14 protein-coding genes are annotated in these 16,161 nt (G+C 70.9%); 11 read left to right on the forward strand and 3 right to left on the reverse strand.

What is annotated here, in order from left to right; all coding sequences use genetic code 11:
* Nucleotides 1–20: 20 nt before the first annotated feature.
* The 3 genes from ACFC1T_RS01365 to ACFC1T_RS01375 all read right to left on the reverse strand — a co-directional run bounded on the left by ACFC1T_RS01365 (nucleotide 21) and on the right by ACFC1T_RS01375 (nucleotide 3,858).
* Nucleotides 21–1,322 carry a DUF2786 domain-containing protein gene (locus tag ACFC1T_RS01365; protein WP_375882045.1) on the reverse strand — a complete coding sequence of 434 codons (1,302 nt, stop codon included), beginning with the start codon at nucleotides 1,320–1,322 and terminating at the stop codon, nucleotides 21–23.
* Between the two features lie 71 nt (nucleotides 1,323–1,393).
* Nucleotides 1,394–3,025 carry a transporter gene (locus tag ACFC1T_RS01370; protein WP_375882048.1) on the reverse strand — a complete coding sequence of 544 codons (1,632 nt, stop codon included), beginning with the start codon at nucleotides 3,023–3,025 and terminating at the stop codon, nucleotides 1,394–1,396.
* Entirely contained in the window at nucleotides 3,022–3,858 is an 837-nt protein-coding gene (locus ACFC1T_RS01375; RefSeq protein WP_375882050.1) for an ABC transporter ATP-binding protein, read from the reverse strand. The genes ACFC1T_RS01370 and ACFC1T_RS01375 overlap by 4 nt, the downstream gene beginning before the upstream one ends.
* A 256-nt stretch (nucleotides 3,859–4,114) precedes the next feature.
* Here ACFC1T_RS01375 and ACFC1T_RS01380 point away from each other — a divergent pair, with 256 nt between their 5' ends.
* From ACFC1T_RS01380 to ACFC1T_RS01430, 11 genes are all read left to right on the forward strand, one after another.
* On the forward strand, nucleotides 4,115–4,666 hold the full coding sequence (locus tag ACFC1T_RS01380) for a DUF1707 and DUF4190 domain-containing protein (RefSeq protein WP_375882052.1): 552 nt from the start codon (nucleotides 4,115–4,117) through the stop codon (nucleotides 4,664–4,666).
* A 435-nt stretch (nucleotides 4,667–5,101) separates the two neighbouring features.
* On the forward strand, nucleotides 5,102–5,473 hold the full coding sequence (gene rpsL / locus ACFC1T_RS01385; protein WP_014144289.1) for a 30S ribosomal protein S12: 372 nt from the start codon (nucleotides 5,102–5,104) through the stop codon (nucleotides 5,471–5,473).
* 2 nt (nucleotides 5,474–5,475) lie between these two features.
* The gene (gene rpsG / locus ACFC1T_RS01390) at nucleotides 5,476–5,946 is read left to right on the forward strand and encodes a 30S ribosomal protein S7 (RefSeq protein WP_148644378.1); all 471 of its coding nucleotides are present in this window, start codon (nucleotides 5,476–5,478) and stop codon (nucleotides 5,944–5,946) included.
* Between the two features lie 39 nt (nucleotides 5,947–5,985).
* On the forward strand, nucleotides 5,986–8,091 hold the full coding sequence (gene fusA, locus ACFC1T_RS01395) for an elongation factor G (protein WP_375882056.1): 2,106 nt from the start codon (nucleotides 5,986–5,988) through the stop codon (nucleotides 8,089–8,091).
* 195 nt (nucleotides 8,092–8,286) lie between these two features.
* A complete protein-coding gene (gene tuf / locus ACFC1T_RS01400; protein ID WP_375882058.1) occupies nucleotides 8,287–9,480 on the forward strand; it encodes an elongation factor Tu in 1,194 nt (397 codons plus the stop codon).
* Between the two features lie 189 nt (nucleotides 9,481–9,669).
* Nucleotides 9,670–10,632, forward strand: a complete 963-nt coding sequence (locus tag ACFC1T_RS01405) for a glycosyltransferase family 2 protein (RefSeq protein WP_375882061.1) — start codon at nucleotides 9,670–9,672, stop codon at nucleotides 10,630–10,632.
* Nucleotides 10,629–11,084 carry a GtrA family protein gene (locus tag ACFC1T_RS01410; RefSeq protein ID WP_375882063.1) on the forward strand — a complete coding sequence of 152 codons (456 nt, stop codon included), beginning with the start codon at nucleotides 10,629–10,631 and terminating at the stop codon, nucleotides 11,082–11,084. The genes ACFC1T_RS01405 and ACFC1T_RS01410 overlap by 4 nt, the downstream gene beginning before the upstream one ends.
* A gap of 223 nt (nucleotides 11,085–11,307) precedes the next feature.
* Nucleotides 11,308–13,380 (forward strand): hypothetical protein, encoded by a 2,073-nt coding sequence (locus tag ACFC1T_RS01415; protein ID WP_375882065.1) that lies wholly within the window; start codon nucleotides 11,308–11,310, stop codon nucleotides 13,378–13,380.
* A 135-nt stretch (nucleotides 13,381–13,515) separates the two neighbouring features.
* On the forward strand, nucleotides 13,516–14,838 hold the full coding sequence (locus ACFC1T_RS01420) for a hypothetical protein (protein WP_375882067.1): 1,323 nt from the start codon (nucleotides 13,516–13,518) through the stop codon (nucleotides 14,836–14,838).
* An 84-nt stretch (nucleotides 14,839–14,922) separates the two neighbouring features.
* On the forward strand, nucleotides 14,923–15,612 hold the full coding sequence (locus ACFC1T_RS01425) for a glycosyltransferase family 2 protein (protein WP_375882069.1): 690 nt from the start codon (nucleotides 14,923–14,925) through the stop codon (nucleotides 15,610–15,612).
* On the forward strand, nucleotides 15,609–15,986 hold the full coding sequence (locus tag ACFC1T_RS01430) for a DUF2304 domain-containing protein (protein WP_375882070.1): 378 nt from the start codon (nucleotides 15,609–15,611) through the stop codon (nucleotides 15,984–15,986). Before ACFC1T_RS01425 ends, ACFC1T_RS01430 begins: the two co-directional genes overlap by 4 nt.
* The last annotated feature ends 175 nt before the right edge of the window (nucleotides 15,987–16,161 follow it).

Genomic DNA, 16,161 nt, shown 5'->3' on the forward strand with positions numbered 1-16,161 from the left:
TTCGTGGCGGGTCGTTTCTATCAGGCGGGCGGCCGGTTGTGGATCTCGCCCCGCCCGTGCAGGGCGGCGCGGTCGGCCGCGGCCCGCCCGGCCGCCCAGCCCTCGCCGTCGCTGACCCGGACCCGCTGGGAGACCAGCTTCGGGAACAGCCGGCCGACCTCGTCGTCCACCGCCGCCGAGCGGGCGGCCAGCGCGGGCAGCAGCCGCTCGTCGGGCAGCAGCTGCTCCTCGGTGCCGTCCTCGCGCAGGTGGCGGCCGGCCGCGGCGGCGCTGGTGGCCCGCTCGGTGGCGGCGGTCAGCCGCTCGCGGATCCGGGCCGCGTACGCCACCAGGAAGGACTGCCGGAACGCCTTGCTGCGCGAGTCCTTTCCGGACCCGGCCTTGTTGAGCGCGTGGGTGGCCTGCACCAGCAGCGAGGTGTAGAGCAGTTCGACGCCGTCCAGGTCCCCGTCGAAGCCGATCACGGTGCAGAAGCCGAACTCCTTGGCCCACACCACCCGGCACCGGTTGGCCGCCGCGACCGCGTCCAGCAGCATCGTCTTGGGCCCCTCGTACGGGTTGTCCACGCCGATCCGCAGCGCCGCCGGGGTGTTCCGGTCGGCCCCGGCGGCGGCCAGCAGCGCGTCGTCGATGCTGTGCTGGGCCATCAGCTGCTGGGCCTTGGCGGTCAGCGCCTCGGCCTCCTCCGGGAACTCGGTGGACTCGGCCTTGGCCAGCAGGGCCCGGATCCGGGCCAGCATCCGCGGCTCCCCGGCCGACGCCCCGGGATTTTGCGGCCCGGCCGGGCGCCGCACCGGCCCCTGTTGCCCGGGGGCGGGGCCGACCGGGGCGATCGGGGGCAGCCGGCCCCAGCTGCGCAGCAGCTCCAGCAGGGCGGTGGCGAGCGCGAAGCGGTCCAGCCGGTGGCGGTGGGCGAAGGCGCCGAGGTACTGCTCGTCGGCGGGCCACCAGACCTCGGCCTCCAGCTCGCGCAGCTGCTCCTGCCAGCGCCGGTCCAGGGCGGCGGCGGGGTGGCGGCGGGCCTCGGCGGCGATCAGGTCCACCGCGAGGGCCAGGTGGACGGGCTTGAGCCCGCGCCGTACGACCCGCACCAGGTCGGCCGGGCGCCAGCCGGCGGACCAGCAGCGGCCCACCGCGGTGTCCGCGTACCCGAGCACCGACCGGCTGACCGCCGGCCACTGCCCGGCCGAGGCGGCCAGCAGCGAGGCCCCGGTGTCCAGGGCGAGGTCCAGCCCCTCGTCGGGGGCGGTGAGCACCGAGCGCACCGCCTGCTCCAGCAGCGGCCCGGCGTTCCCGTCGCCCTGCTGCGCGCGCTTGCCCACGGTGTGTCCCTGCTCTCCTCGACGGCCCCGCCCCTCCGGCCCATGATGCCGGAGCGGCCGGGCCGACCGAGCTACCGTTCGATGGCCTTGGCCATGATCTCCGGCACACGCTCCAGCAGCCGGGGGGCCGCCAGCCGGATGCCGAGGGTGGCGACCAGGGCGCCGTAGGCCGGGCCGAGTAGCAGCAGCGGCCAGGTCGGCCCGTCCGAGAGCAGTGCCCAGAGCAGGTAGCCGCCGACCGGCAGGGAGAGCACCGCGACGCCGAGCATCGAGCCGAACTGGTTGAGCAGGATCAGCCCGCCCTGCCCGGGGGCGGCGTTGCGCATCGGGTTGCTGTCGGCGGGCATGGTGTACGGCGCGAGCACGCTGAACACCGAGCCGAGCGCGATGCCGCCGCCGAGCACCGCCAGCGCGAGGCCGAGGGCGGACGGCAGCCCGCTCCAGTCGCCGGTGACGGCGGCCAGCACCAGCCCGAGCACCACGGTGACCGGCACGGCGTACGACAGCACCGCGTACGCCCGGCCGCGCAGCTCGTCCCGGGCGTCGGCCGGGGTGCGCAGGGTGGCGGCGACCATCCAGAACGCCGAGCCGTCCATGCCGAACAGGTTGAGCATCTGCAGCCCGAGGAAGGTCCCGGTCATCGCCAGCAGGTAGACGCTCGACCAGCCCTGCACCACCGACAGCAGGCAGATCACCAGCGTCATCCCGACGCTGGTGAACAGCGCGGCCTTGGCCCGCGGCTCGCGCCAGGCGTACCGCAGGTGGCGCTGCATCACCGCGCCGGTGCGGCCCTCCGGCAGGAAGCGCCAGCCGCGGGCGCTCTGCACCCCGCGGGCCACCTCCAGGGTGGAGGAGTCGGCGGTGACCATCAGCTCCTGGAGGCTGCCCCGCCACCAGCGCAGCAGCAGGACGAGCAGCGCACCGGCCGCGGCGAGCTGGAGCAGCGCCGCCCCGTACTCGCCCGCGCCGACGCTGCGGGGGGCGTCCACGGCGCTGACCGGCGGGATCCAGCGCAGCACCGCGGCGATCGGCCTGAGCGGGCCGAGGTCGATGTCCTGGCCGTGCTGCCGGCCGAAGATGCTCTGCGAGCCGACGTTGGCGCCCTGGACGAGCAGGGCGAAGGCCAGCCCGCCGAAGATCGCGAAGTCCTTGCCGCGCCGGCTGGAGAGCATCCGGGCGTTCCCGGCCGCGACCGCCCGGGACAGCGTGACCAGGCAGAGCAGGGCGAGCGGCACGGCGACCACCGCGGTGGCGGCCGCGGCGCCGCCGGTGGCGCCGGACAGCACCGCGCCGGTCACCAGCACCAGGCTGATCAGCGGGCCGGGCCCGATCAGCGAGGCCAGCAGCGAACCGCGCAGCAGTGGGCCGGGCCGCAGCGGCAGCATGGTGAGCCGGGTCGGGTCGGCGCTCTCGTCGCTGGAGAACAGGAACAGCGGCAGCGCGGCCCAGCCCAGGGTGAGCACGCCGGCCAGCATCACCCCGGTGTTGCCGGAGCCCTCGTAGCGTCCGTTGAGCATCGCCATGCCGAAGGCGATCAGGCCCGCGAAGCCCAGGCCGAGGACGCCGCCGAGGACGTACACGGCCGCCCGGCCCCGGCTGCGGCGCAGCCCGTTGCGCAGCAGCCGCAGCTTGAGCGCGACCAGGCCGCGGACCACCGTCCGGTCGTCGGGTACGGCGGTGACGGGCGCGGTGGCGGCGGTCACCGGGTGTCCCCGGTGCGTCCGCCGCCGAGCCAGCCGAGGGCCTGGCCGTCGTCCTCGCGGACGCCGATCAGCTCCAGGAAGGCCGCGTGCAGGCTGCGTCCGCCGCGGACGGCGTCCAGCGGGCCCTGGGCGATCACCCGGCCCGCGTTGACCACGGCGACCCAGTCGCAGAGCTGCTCGACCAGCTCCATCACGTGGCTGGAGAAGACCACGGTGGAGCCGGCCGCCGCGTACCGCTTGAGCACGCCGCGGATGGTCTGGGCGGAGACCGGGTCCACGCCCTCGAAGGGCTCGTCCAGGAACAGCACGTCGGGGTTGTGCAGCAGCGCGGCGGCCAGCCCGATCTTCTTGCGCATGCCGGTGGAGTAGTCGGCGACCAGCTTGTCGGCGTCCCGGCGGAGGTCCAGGACGGCCAGCAGTTCCTCGGCGCGGCGGTCCACCTCGGCGCCGGGCAGGCCGCGCAGCCGGCCGGTGTACTGGAGCAGTTCGCGCCCGCTGAGCCGCTCGAACATCCGCAGGCCCTCGGGCAGGATGCCGATCCGGGCCTTGACCGTGACCGGGTCGGCCCAGACGTCGGTGCCGTGCACCAGCACGGTGCCCTGGTCGGGCCGGAGCAGGCCGGTGGCCATGGACAGCGTGGTGGTCTTGCCGGCGCCGTTCGGCCCGACCAGGCCGATGAACGACCCGGCCGGGAGCTCCAGGCTGAGCCCGGCGACGGCGGCCTGGGTGCCGAAGTGCTTCCACAGCCCCTGGATGCTGACGGCGGACGGGGTGCCCGGTCCGGGCCGGCCGGCGGCGGTCGGTTCGGAGGGCGACGGTTCTGACGCCTGCATGGCGGCCTTCTGTCTCTGGTCGTGGGTGGACGCGCGGTGGCGGGGCGCTCCGGAGCCAGCCTGGCACCGGCCCGACGGGCTGTCGCCCGCTTTGAGCATCCCCTGAGCCTGTCCGCCGAACGGGTGGGGCGCGCCGCCCGGCGACGGTCTCCGGGAGCTGCCGGTCCGATTCGGCAACTACTCAGTTCCCCGGTTCGTCCTGCACTATGAGGACCAGTGAGCGCGCGGGGGTGCCGCGGCGCCCGGGAGGTGGCGGATGTCCGTTCAACCGTGGGGCGAGTCCCGCCCCACCGATCGGTACGGCCGGAAGGCGGCCGGCTGGCAGGCCGCGCCGACCCCGCAGTCGGTGATGCGGGCCAGCCACGCCGACCGGGACCGGACGGTGGACGTGTTGAAGGCCGGGTTCGCCGAGGGCCGGCTGTCCGTCGAGGAGTACGGGCAGCGCCACGAGGCGGCGGCCCGGGCGGTGACCTACGGCGAGCTGGCCGCGCTGGTGGCCGACCTGCCGTCCGGACCGATGGCGGCGCCGTTGCAGGCCGCGCAGCCCGTCCCGGCGACCTTCCTGGTGCCGCCGCCGGTGCCGCAGGCCCGGCCCACCAGCGTGCTGGCAGTGGTCTCCCTGGTGTGCGGCCTGACCGGTTTCCTGGCTCTGCCGGTGGTGCCCGCGGTGATCACCGGCCACCTCGCCCGCCAGCAGATCCGCGAGCGCAACATGGACGGGGACTGGGCGGCGGTGCTGGGCCTGGTGCTCGGCTACCTGGGCGGCGCCTTCTGGCTGCTGGTGATCATGTTGGGCATCGCCTCCTAGGCCGCCCGGGTCGCCCAGGCCGCCCGTCGCCCCGGCCGCCCCGCTGGCGGGTGCCCGCCGACTGTGGTAGAGCGGGTGGAGGGCGGCCCGACACCGGCCGGTCGCGTACGGGACACCGGGGCGACACCCGGCCGAAGGCCGCGACCTGCGGCGTTGCATTTGTTTTGACCGAGCCCCATGCGCTAGGTACGCTCTGACCTTGTGCCTGGGGTGTCCCCGGGTCCTTGTGCGTGCATGCACACCGGTCGCCGCGCCGAGCCGGAGCGCCTCAAAGCGCGCCGCGCGTAGAGCGCCGTCGCTGTACATCAGCCATGGGATTCCGTGTCGGAAAAAGCCCAACACACCCGACCGCGTGGGTCGACCACGGGGTTGTGTGCAAGGGAGACACCGCAGGTTAGTTCCACCAAGCCTTGGCACACAGAAAACGGAGAAACGGTGCCTACGATCCAGCAGCTGGTCCGAAAGGGCCGGCAGGACAAGGTCGAGAAGAACAAGACTCCCGCGCTGAAGGGCTCCCCGCAGCGCCGTGGGGTCTGCACGCGTGTGTACACGACCACCCCGAAGAAGCCGAACTCGGCGCTTCGTAAGGTCGCCCGTGTGCGCCTCACCAGCGGGATCGAGGTCACCGCTTACATCCCGGGCGAGGGCCACAACCTGCAGGAGCACTCCATCGTGCTGGTGCGCGGTGGTCGTGTGAAGGACCTTCCTGGTGTCCGCTACAAGATCATCCGCGGTTCGCTCGACACCCAGGGTGTCAAGAACCGCAAGCAGGCTCGCAGCCGCTACGGCGCCAAGAAGGAGAAGTAAGAATGCCTCGTAAGGGCCCCGCCCCGAAGCGCCCGGTCATCATCGACCCGGTCTACGGCTCCCCTGTCGTCACCCAGCTGGTCAACAAGATCCTGCTGCACGGCAAGCGCTCCACCGCCGAGCGGATCGTCTACGGCGCCCTCGAGGGCGTCCGTGAGAAGACCGGCTCGGACCCGGTCGTCGCGCTGAAGCGCGCGCTGGAGAACGTCAAGCCGGCCCTCGAGGTCAAGTCCCGCCGTGTCGGTGGCGCGACCTACCAGGTTCCGGTCGAGGTCCGTCCGGGCCGCGCCAGCACCCTGGCGCTGCGCTGGATGGTCGGTTACTCCCGCGCCCGTCGCGAGAAGACCATGACCGAGCGCCTGATGAACGAGATCCTCGACGCCAGCAACGGCCTGGGCGCTTCCGTGAAGCGTCGCGAGGACACCCACAAGATGGCCGAGTCCAACAAGGCCTTCGCGCACTACCGCTGGTAGTCCCTACCCCGTCACTAGACAGAGAGAGAACGAGCCACCATGGCTGCAACCTCCCTTGACCTCGCCAAGGTCCGCAACATCGGGATCATGGCGCACATCGACGCGGGCAAGACCACCACCACCGAGCGGATCCTGTTCTACACCGGCGTGTCGTACAAGATCGGTGAGGTCCACGATGGCGCTGCCACCATGGACTGGATGGAGCAGGAGCAGGAGCGCGGCATCACGATCACGTCGGCCGCGACGACCTGTCACTGGACCGTCGACGATGCCGACCACACCATCAACATCATCGACACCCCGGGTCACGTCGACTTCACCGTCGAGGTGGAGCGTTCGCTGCGCGTCCTCGACGGTGCCGTGACGGTGTTCGACGGTGTCGCCGGTGTCGAGCCCCAGTCCGAGACCGTGTGGCGGCAGGCTGACCGCTACGGCGTCCCGCGCATCTGCTTCATCAACAAGCTGGACCGCACGGGCGCGAACTTCTTCTTCTGCGTCGACACCATCGTGGAGCGCCTCGGCGCCACCCCGCTGGTGATGCAGCTCCCGATCGGTGCCGAGGCGGACTTCCAGGGCGTTGTCGACCTGGTCCGCATGAAGGCGCTGATCTGGTCGGCCGAGGCCGCCAAGGGCGAGATGTACGACATCGTCGACATCCCGGCCGAGCTGCAGGAGCAGGCGGACGAGTACCGCGAGACGCTGATCGACACCGTCTCCAACGTCAGCGACGAGATCATGGAGCTCGCCCTGGAGGGCGAGGAGATCCCGGTCGAGCTGCTGCAGGACGCGATCCGCAAGGGCACCCTGAACTCGGACTTCACCCCGATCTTCTGCGGTACCGCCTTCAAGAACAAGGGCGTTCAGCCCCTGCTCGACGCGGTCGTCAAGTACCTGCCGTCCCCGCTGGACATCGAGTCCGTCGAGGGCACGAAGCCGAACGACCCGGAGACCAAGATCTCCCGCAAGGCTTCGGACGACGAGCCGCTGGCCGCGCTGGCGTTCAAGATCATGTCCGACCCGCACCTGGGCAAGCTCACCTTCGTCCGGATCTACTCCGGCCGCCTGGAGTCCGGCACCTCGGTGCTGAACGCCGTCAAGGGCAAGAAGGAGCGCATCGGCAAGATCTACCGCATGCACGCGAACAAGCGTGAGGAGATCGAGTCGGTGGGCGCCGGCGACATCGTCGCCGTCATGGGCCTCAAGCAGACCACCACCGGTGAGACGCTGTCCGACGAGAAGAGCCCGGTCATCCTGGAGTCCATGGACTTCCCGGCCCCGGTCATCCGCGTCGCGATCGAGCCCAAGTCCAAGGGTGACCAGGAGAAGCTGGGTGTCGCCATCCAGCGTCTCGCCGAGGAGGACCCGTCCTTCCAGGTCAACACGGACGAGGAGACCGGCCAGACCATCATCGCGGGTATGGGCGAGCTGCACCTCGAGGTGCTGGTCGACCGTATGAAGCGTGAGTTCAAGGTCGAGGCCAACGTCGGCAAGCCGCAGGTCGCGTACCGCGAGACGATCCGTCAGGCCGTCGAGCGCATCGACTACACCCACAAGAAGCAGACCGGTGGTTCCGGTCAGTTCGCCAAGGTGCAGATCGCGATCGAGCCGCTCGAGCAGGCCGAGGGCTACGAGTTCGTCAACAAGGTCACCGGTGGCCGCGTCCCGCGGGAGTACATCCCGTCGGTCGACGCCGGTTGCCAGGAGGCCATGGAGTTCGGCATCCTCGCCGGCTACCCGCTCCAGGGTGTCCGCGTGAGCCTGCTCGACGGCCAGTCGCACGACGTCGACTCCTCCGAGCTCGCGTTCAAGATCGCCGGTTCGATGGCCTTCAAGGAAGGCGCGAGGAAGGCCAAGCCGGTCCTCCTCGAGCCGATGATGGCCGTCGAGGTCACCACGCCCGAGGACTACATGGGCGACGTGATCGGCGACATCAACTCTCGCCGTGGCCAGATCCGGTCCATGGACGAGCGTCACGGTGCCCGCGTCGTCACGGCGCTGGTGCCCCTCTCCGAGATGTTCGGCTACGTCGGTGACCTGCGCAGCAAGACCTCTGGTCGCGCGAGCTACTCGATGCAGTTCGACTCGTACGCCGAGGTCCCCAAGGCCGTGGCTGAGGAGATCATCGCCAAGTCCAAGGGCGAGTGACCTCCCGATATTCGGGATGATTCACACCCCTTAGGCTCTTAGGAGGCGACCTGGGAGGATCCGTCCGGATCCTCCCAGGGCCTCCGGCCCCCAACCACGGGGCGGCGAGAGGTGCTTCGGGCACCCAGGCCGGGCCCGTATCAAAGACCAACTGACGTCAGCACGGCGTACAGGAACTGTCCTCAGGAGGACTCAGTGGCCAAGGCGAAGTTCGAGCGGACGAAGCCCCACGTCAACATCGGCACCATCGGTCACATCGACCACGGCAAGACCACGCTGACCGCGGCCATCACCAAGGTGCTGCACGACGCGTACCCGGAGATCAACCCCTTCACGCCGTTCGACCAGATCGACAAGGCCCCGGAGGAGCGTCAGCGCGGTATCACCATCTCGATCGCGCACGTCGAGTACCAGACCGAGGCGCGCCACTACGCCCACGTCGACTGCCCGGGTCACGCGGACTACATCAAGAACATGATCACCGGTGCCGCCCAGATGGACGGCGCCATCCTGGTGGTCGCCGCCACCGACGGCCCGATGCCGCAGACCAAGGAGCACGTCCTCCTGGCCCGCCAGGTCGGCGTCCCGTACATCGTCGTCGCCCTGAACAAGGCCGACATGGTGGACGACGAGGAGATCCTGGAGCTCGTCGAGCTCGAGGTCCGCGAGCTGCTCTCCGAGTACGAGTTCCCGGGCGACGACCTGCCGGTCGTCCGCGTCTCCGCGCTGAAGGCCCTCGAGGGCGACGCCGAGTGGGGCCAGAAGCTCCTCGGCCTCATGCACGCGGTCGACGAGAGCATCCCGACCCCGGCCCGCGCCGTGGACCAGCCGTTCCTGATGCCGATCGAGGACGTCTTCACGATCACCGGTCGTGGCACCGTCGTCACCGGTCGTATCGAGCGTGGCATCCTCAAGGTCAACGAGACTGTCGACATCATCGGCATCAAGGAGACCAAGACCACCACCACGGTCACCGGCATCGAGATGTTCCGCAAGCTGCTCGACGAGGGCCAGGCCGGTGAGAACGTCGGTCTGCTGCTCCGTGGCATCAAGCGCGAGGACGTCGAGCGCGGCCAGGTCATCATCAAGCCGGGTTCGGTCACGCCGCACACCGACTTCGAGGCCCAGTCCTACATCCTGTCGAAGGACGAGGGTGGCCGCCACACCCCGTTCTTCAACAACTACCGCCCGCAGTTCTACTTCCGTACCACGGACGTGACCGGCGTCGTGACCCTCCCCGAGGGCACCGAGATGGTCATGCCGGGCGACAACACCGCCATGACCGTCGCGCTGATCCAGCCGATCGCCATGGAGGAGGGCCTCAAGTTCGCCATCCGTGAGGGTGGCCGCACCGTCGGCGCCGGCCAGGTCACCAAGATCATCAAGTAATTGGTGCTCTGACCTGCCTGCCCCGTCAGGCTCGTCCGAAGGGCCCCACGCACCTTGCGGTGCGTGGGGCCCTTCGGCGTCTAACCCCGCGCTCACCTGGGCGCACTTCCTCTCACGGGCAGCTCATGGCCGACTGTTATGGTCGGCTCACCATCCAGTCCCGCCGTCGCGGAAAGTGGGATCCATCGCATGTCTACGGCACCGCTGTTGTCCGTCGTGATGCCGATCTACAACGAGCAGGAGGCGCTCCCGCTCACCGTCGAGCGACTGCGCCCGATCCTGGACGGGCTGGGGGTCGACTACGAGGTCGTCGGCGTGGACGACGGCAGCCGGGACGCCACCCCCGTGCTGATGCAGAAGATCCGGCAGGACTGGCCGGAGTTCCGCATCGTCCGCTTCGCCCGCAACTCCGGGCACCAGGCCGCGCTCACCGCGGGCATCCACCGGGCCATCGGCGACTACGTGGTCAGCATCGACGCCGACCTCCAGGACCCGCCGGAGAAGATCCCGGAGATGCTCGACCTGGCCCGCGAACAGGGCCTCGACGTGGTCTACGGCGTGCGCGGGGACCGCGGCACCGACACCGCCTTCAAGCGCCGCAGCGCGGGCGCGTACTACTGGCTGATGCGCCGGCTGGTCGGCAAGCGGATGCCCAACCAGGCCGGCGACTTCCGGCTGCTCAGCCGGGCCGCCGTGGACGCCCTCAAGCAGCTGCCCGAGCACCAGCCGGTCTACCGGCTGCTGGTGCCGTGGCTCGGCTTCCCCAGCGGCGAGGTCGTCTACGTCCGCGAGGAGCGGGTCGCCGGCGGCACCCACTACCCGCTGTCCAAGATGGTGCGGCTCGCGCTGGACAGCATCACCAACTTCTCCGCCGCCCCGCTGCGGCTGGCCACCTACCTCGGCCTGGTCAGCTTCGTGGTCTGCATCGCGCTGGGGATCCACGCCACCGTCTCGTACGCGCTCGGCTCGACGGTGCCCGGCTGGTCCTCGCTGTTCATCGGGATGCTCTTCCTCGGCGGGGTGCAGCTGATCTGCGTCGGGCTGCTGGGGGAGTACGTGGGCCGGATCTACTCGGCGGTGCAGAACCGCCCGACCTACTTCGTCGGCTACGACTCGGCCGAGGACGACGACGAGCGGGGCCGGGGCCGGTGACGCTCACCGAGGAGCCGGTCGGGCCCGCCTCCGGGGCCCGCCGCCAGCTGCCGTCCTTCCTGGTCATCGGCGTCCTCAGCACCGTCTTCTACCTGGGGCTGTTCGTCGTCGCGCGGCGGTTCACCGACCCGCAGGCGGCCAACCTGATCGCCCTGGCGGTCAGCGCGGTGGCGAACACGGCCGCCAACCGGCGCTTCACCTTCGGGGTGGTCGGTTCGCAGGGGATGGTCCGCCACCAGCTGCAGGGCGCCGTCGCCTTCCTGATCGGGCTCGGCCTCAGCTCCGGGGTGCTCGCCCTGCTCGACCGGGTGGTGCCGGACGCCTCCCGGCCGGTGGAGGTCGGCGGGCTGGTCGTCGCCAACGGGCTGGCCACGGTCGCCCGGTTCGTCCTGTTGAAGGTCTGGGTCTTCCGGGGCGGATCCGCCGGGCAGCCGGACCGCTCCGAGGCCTGACCAGGGGATCCGCTCCACCGCCGACCGTCCGGCGTTCCCGGGGCCGACGGACCGTGTGCGCGCCCGGTGGTTCGCAGGCGGCCCACAGGGCCCCTGGGAGGTCTGGACCAATGGGGCCCTCGGTATGCTGGGCGCTTGCAGCCTGCCCGCAGACGGTGGCGGAAGTCCGGACCCGGTAGGGGGGAGACGGGCGGCAGGGACTTGACCGGAGGGGCACGGCACCGTGTCGACCATACAGAGCTCACCCGACAGCGAGACCGGGCACAGAACCGTGCCACCGGGACCGCCGTCCCCGCCCGCCGACAGCAGACGGCCGCGGCGCAACCCGTTCGTCCTGGCAGGCGGGCTCGCCCTGTCCTGGCTGGTGCCGGCCGGCCTGGTCGCGCTGCACCTGGGCGTCGTGCTGCTGCCGCTGCTGCTGCTCGCGGTCGCCGCCGTGATCAGGGTCGGCGGTGTGCTGCTCGACCGGCTCTTCGTCGCCGGGCTGATCCTGGTCGGCGCGGTGCTGGCCTTCGGCCTGGCCTTCTCGCTCTGGCCCTGGGGCCTGTCGCCGACGGCCACCAGCGGTGTGCTGTTCAGCGTGCTGACCACGGCCGCATGGGCCGCCCGGCGCGCCCCCCGGCTGCCGCTGCGCTTCCGCTGGTCGGACCTGCTGGTGGTGGGCACCTTCGCCGGGATGTGGCACTACCTGTTCCACCCGGTCGCCGGTGCGTCGGCCGCGGAGCGGGTCGCCTTCTTCGCCACGGCGGAGGACCGGCTCTCGCACTTCTCCTTCTTCTCCGGCATCCAGGGGGTCGGGGGCTTCGCCTTCCTCCACCAGGACGCCGCCAGGTCCTACCTGATCCCGCCGTCCGAGGTGACCTACCCGCAGGGCTCGCACTTCCTGCTGGCCTGGATCGACGGGCTGGTCCACTCCGCCGCCGACCCCGGCGACATGATCCACACCATGAACCGGTACTTCCTGTACCTGCTGGTGGCGTACGCGCTGTTCTGCACCGTGCTGGTCTGGGCGGCGCGCTGGATCGGCGGGCCGCGGCTGCGCGGCTGGCGGGCGGCGGCGGTCTGCGCGACCGTCGGCGCGATCATGTTCTCCACCAACTACCTGGACCTGCTGGTCCACGGCTTCGACTCGACCTTCATCGGCCTGCTGCTGATCGCGCTCGCCTTCGCGGTGCTGATCCGGCCGGCGATGGGCCGCACCGAGTTCGTGCTGGCCGCCTCCGCCGGGCTGATCTCCGTCACCTACACGTACAACATCTACGGCGCGTTCGTCGGCGTGCCGCTGCTGGGCGCGCTGGTGGTGCACCGGCGCAGGTTCGCCGGGCGCTGGTGGTGGACGCTCGGCGCACTGGCGTGCGCGCTGGGCGTGGCCGCGCTGCCGAGCGTCCTGTCGGTGATGGGCGACCTGAACGTCGCCGACGCCTCGAACATGAGCGGCCCGAGCGTCGCCGCGGACCGCTCGATCCTGATCGGCGGCGGGCTGCTCGGCCTGCTGGCGGCGGCCATGCCGCGCAACCGCCGCACCGCCACCGGGCGGGCGCACCTGGCGGTGCTGCTCGGCACCGGCGGCCTGCTCAGCGCCTTCGCGGTCTACCAGCTGCAGACCATCGAGAAGTACTCGTACTACTTCCACAAGATGACGGCGGTGGGCGTCGTGGTCGCCCTGGTGTCGATCGGCGCGGTCGGGGCGGTCCTCCAGACACCCCACCGGGGCACCGGGAACACGCTGAGCCGGCGCCTGGGCGAGCTCGCGCTCTCCGGGCTGACGGTCGCCGCCGCGCTGAGTCTCTTCGCCAACGTGCAGTGGGGCTTCCTGGCCACCAAGGAGGCTCCCTCCGCGTGGTCCAACAACCCGCTGGTGGTCTGGAGCCGCGGCGAGGCCGAGACCGACATGGGCCCCAAGGGCATGGACGGGTTGCGGGCCCTGCGCAGCGACGGACCGGTGATCGCGCTGGTCTCCAACGACGAGGTCAAGAACCTCAAGGCCACCTGGCTCGCCTCGCTGATGAACCGGCGCGGCGGTGACATGAAGGCGCTGTACGACATCCACTGGGTGGGCATCGGCGGTCCGCAGGCGAAGGAGGAGGACTACCAGCGCTCCCTCGGCAGGTTGAAGGGCGCCATCGAGAAGCTCCCCGCGCCGCACCCGACGCCGACCATCCTGACCGCCGACCGTTCCGTGGGGGAGCGGATCAAGCGGGACCTGGCCAAGAACGGCGTGACGGTCGACGTCGTGAGCGATCAGGGGATCCTCTGGACCCAGCCGTGGGGCCGTACGTTCCCCGGGACCGTCTGAGATGGCGTCCGAGGGAACGCCCGCGCGCACCGAGCATTCACGGCCACCCGCTACTATTCACAGCAATCGCACGGCTTGGCCGGCCTCGTGCGGAGGCGTGCTGCACGGCCGGCCGGTGAATTCGGTGGTCATGTGATGAAGAACCCGATCGCCAAGCTGCTTGGGGCGCTTCCCCCGGGGGCGCGGCTCGTGGTCGGTGGCACGGTCGTGCTCGGAGCTTCGGCGTACGTCTACATGGCGCTCGTGGGCTACAGCCTGAGTGCCGTGGGCAAGGCCAACGTCACCATGCTCTGGACCATCGTGATGTCCGTGGGGTGGGGACTCTTCCAGCCGGTCGAACTCGAACTGACCCGGCTGGTGGCCGCCCGCAAGGTGGCCGGACACGGGGCACTGCCCGCGGTGCGCCGGATGCTGCTCCTCGCGATGGCACTCCTGGTCGCGGTGTGCGCACTGCTGGCCGCGGCCGCGGGCCCGGTCGCCGACCTGCTGTTCAGCGGGGACAAGGCACTGGTGGTCGCCCTGGCCGGCGGCCTGGCCGGCCTCGCGGTGAGCTCGGTGGCCCGCGGTGCCCTGGCCGGCCTCGGGCTGTTCGGCCCGTACGGCACGCAGCTGGCGGTCGACGGCGGGCTGCGGATCGGCCTGGCCGCGGTGGCCGCGGCGGCCGGCCTGCACTCGGCGCTGGCCTTCGGCCTGATCCTCTTCGTCTCCCCGCTGGCCGCCTCGCTGATCGGCCTGCGCGGCACCCTCGCGGACCGCACCCCCGGCCCGGAGGTGCCCTGGAAGCAGCTGACCGGCGGCCTCGGCCTGCTGATCGCCTCGGTGATGCTGAGCCAGCTGGTGGTCAACGCGACCGTGGTCTGCGTGCGCCTGCTCTCTCCGAAGCACTCCGAGGCCTCCGACGCGCTGGTGTTCGCGATCGGCCAGGCGGTGGTGATGGCCCGGGCGCCGCTGTTCGCCTACAGCGCCCTGCAGGCCTCGATGGTCTCCGCGCTCTCCGGCGCCGCCGCGGCCGGCGACCACGCCGAGTTCCGCAAGGTGCTGACCCGTACCACCGCGATCGTCGCCGCGATGTGCATCGGCGGCGGCCTGCCGGTGATCGTGCTCGGCTCCAAGCTCAACCCGCTGCTGTTCAACGCCAAGGACGTGCTCGGCCCGCTGGACTTCGTCTGGCTGGTCTTCGGAACGCTCTGCTACGTCCTGGCGACGGTCTTCGGCCAGGCGCTGATGTCGAGCGCCCAGCACCGCCGCCAACTGGTCGGTTGGACCGCCGGTTCCGTAGCATTGGTGGCTGTCGCGCTCGCACCGGGCGATGTGGGTCTCCGGGCAGAGCTCGCGTACCTGGCGGGCTCACTGGTCAGTGCCGTCCTGATGTTGTGGTCGCTGTACCGTGCCTTCCCCTCCCGCCCCGCTGCCGTGTCGGCAGACCGGTCCGCGGCAGAGCCGCTGCGGACCTCCTGAGGGTGGGCCCAGACACCATGACCAGCACCGATAGACAGACCCGAGGCACGGGCCGCCGTGCCGTTCGCCAAGCATGGAGCACCTGTGTCCGAGTATGACAACGTCTGGCTGGTGATCCCGGCCTACAACGAAGGCCAGGTGATCGCCGACGTCGTGGAGGGGGCACGCAAGACCTTCCCGAACATCGTGGTGATCGACGACGGCTGCACCGACGACACGGCCGAGCACGTCATGACGACCGGCGCCCACCTGGTGCGGCACCCGGTCAACCTGGGGCAGGGCGCCGCGCTCCAGACCGGTCTCAAGTACGCGCTCGCCCAGGAGGGCGCCGAGTACTTCGCGACCTTCGACGCGGACGGCCAGCACCAGACCGCCGACGTCGAGAAGATGGTGGCGCTGCTGCGCGAGGGCGAGGCCGACATCGTCCTCGGCTCCCGCTTCATCGAGCAGACCGGCCAGGTGCCGTGGATCAAGCGGGTGGTGCTCCGCACCGCCGCCGCGGTCAGCCCGACCGCCCGCAAGCTCAAGCTCACGGACGCGCACAACGGGCTGCGGGTGATGAACCGCGAGGCCGCCGGCCGGATCAAGATCACCATGAACGGCATGGCGCACGCCTCGGAGATCGTCTCCTTCCTCGCCGGCTCGGACCTGCGGGTCGCCGAGGTTCCGGTGGACATCCTCTACACCGACTACTCGCGCGCCAAGGGCCAGTCCCTGATCAACGGCGTGAACATCCTCTTCGACATCTCGCTGCGGGAGCGTAACGGCCGATGAACCACCTCTGGATCCAGCTCATCCTGGTCGTGGCCGCGGTGGCCATGGCGCTCGTCTTCGTCTGGCGCTGGGACAAGGCGAACACCCGGGCGTGGAAGCGCATCGCCTTCACGCTGTTCGTGATCGTCAACGTCGTCGCGATCCTGTGGCCGAGCGGCGTGACCAAGCTGGCCACCGCGCTGGGCGTCGGCCGCGGCACCGACCTGGTGCTCTACCTGATGGTCATCGCCATGGGCTTCCTGACCCTCAACACCTACCTGCGCTTCCGCTCGCTGGAGAAGAAGATCACCGACCTGGCCCGCACCGTGGCCATCACCGAAGGTGTCCGGCACAACAACGACCGGCTCAACGCCCCGGTCGGCTCCGAGCACTGATCCCGGGCGGTCACCACAGCGCAGTACCAGTGGCGGAGGGCCGGTCCCGTTCGGGACCGGCCCTCCGCCACTGCCGACCCCGGCCGACGCGGTCGTTCGAAAAAAGCTGGTTGACTTGACCCGCCCGGCGGCCGCGGCCGGGCGGCACCGAAGCGTGATCCAGGACCAGGAGGTG

Origin of the sequence: Kitasatospora sp. NPDC056076 (genome assembly GCF_042266305.1) — a bacterium.
GTDB lineage: Bacteria > Actinomycetota > Actinomycetes > Streptomycetales > Streptomycetaceae > Kitasatospora.